At 33.3% G+C, this 1,290-nt stretch carries 1 protein-coding gene; it reads right to left on the reverse strand.

Translation table 11 applies throughout. From position 1 onward, the window contains the following. Positions 1-227: 227 nt before the first annotated feature. Positions 228-1,172: a hypothetical protein gene (locus tag ACFEMA_RS14690; protein ID WP_411768965.1), complete on the reverse strand. Its 945-nt coding sequence runs from the start codon at positions 1,170-1,172 to the stop codon at positions 228-230. Positions 1,173-1,290 lie beyond the last annotated feature (118 nt).

Consider the following 1,290-nt stretch of genomic DNA (forward strand, 5'->3'; position numbering starts at 1 on the left):
TTTAGCAGGTAGATGGAATACATGAACCAAAAGGGTGGGAACAACGCAGTTGTGGAACCATTTTGGTCAGCTTTTTCGCTGAATGTATTCCATCGTGATTGTGTATGATTAGTTGCGTGGTTAAGCAACTAATTTAGCAAACTAATCACAAATAGAAAATTCCAGCGGAATTTTCGTAAGTAGGCTAGAACCAAGCAATTAATTATACACGTTGTTACCACACGTTTTTATTCGGTTTCTTTTACAGCTTGTCTTGGACTTGGAAATCTTGTTCCAACTCTTGGGTCCATTATGTTCCCACCGAACCCAGTTTCTTCATCTGATAAATTTTCCGCAATTCCTAAAAGTTTAGTTTTGTATTCCTTTCCTCCAATTTTTTTAAGAGAACGGATTGCTATTACTTTCTCAAAATTATCATTATCCTCATTTTGTATAAATTCAAATAGAAATTCTTTCGTTTCTTCATTATCAATTAGCGTCATAAGTTGAACTGAGGAAACCTTTGAGTGAAAGTTGTCAGATTGAGCAAATTTTTTAATTCGGTTGAATTCGATTGGAACATCTAATAAATATGCTGTTTCTAAAGAAGCGTGTTGTAAGAAGAAGGTTGAAATTTCATTTTCAGCAAATCCAGCTGGTTCTTTTTCAATCTGTTCGTTTATAAATTCCATTACCGAACCTTTATCGTATTCAAGGTTATGATAATAGTTCCAAATTGCTTGATAAGTCAATTCGTAAATATCTTTTGGAATTAATGCTTGATGATAACTATGTCGATAAGTTGCATAAACATTGTTTTCTTTATCTAATACTGCAAATCCAGATGTAGGTGTTGGGATTGCAAAATTTCCATCATCTTTTTTAGTTAGCAAAAAATATAGTTTTTGTCCTTTTTCAAAATCATAATGAACTCCGTGTCCTGATGAACTTCCTAAACTTAAAAGTGAAAATCCATTTATTAGAAGTTTATTCGGCAACTTCTTCTTTCCAAAATTTTGTAGAACTCCAATTTGAACTCCAAGACTATCTAATTCAATTACATTCGCAAGAACAAAATATTCCGCTTTTTGGATTATTTCTTTCTGCCAAGGTTCGTCCCAAGTTTCTGCTTTTAGATTGTTTTGAATTCCAAGCGTTAAAATCAGAATTATTAAAAGTTTAATTTTATGCATAATGTTTTTCTCAAATGTGTGGTAACGGTTTTGTATAACCGTCAGTTACAGCTTAAAGTTAAACAAACTTTCGGCAGAGACCGACGGTAGCAATTCCGAGTGGATTCGGACGTAGTCG

The sequence above is a fragment of the Winogradskyella sp. A3E31 genome (assembly GCF_046720935.1).
Taxonomy (GTDB): domain Bacteria; phylum Bacteroidota; class Bacteroidia; order Flavobacteriales; family Flavobacteriaceae; genus Winogradskyella.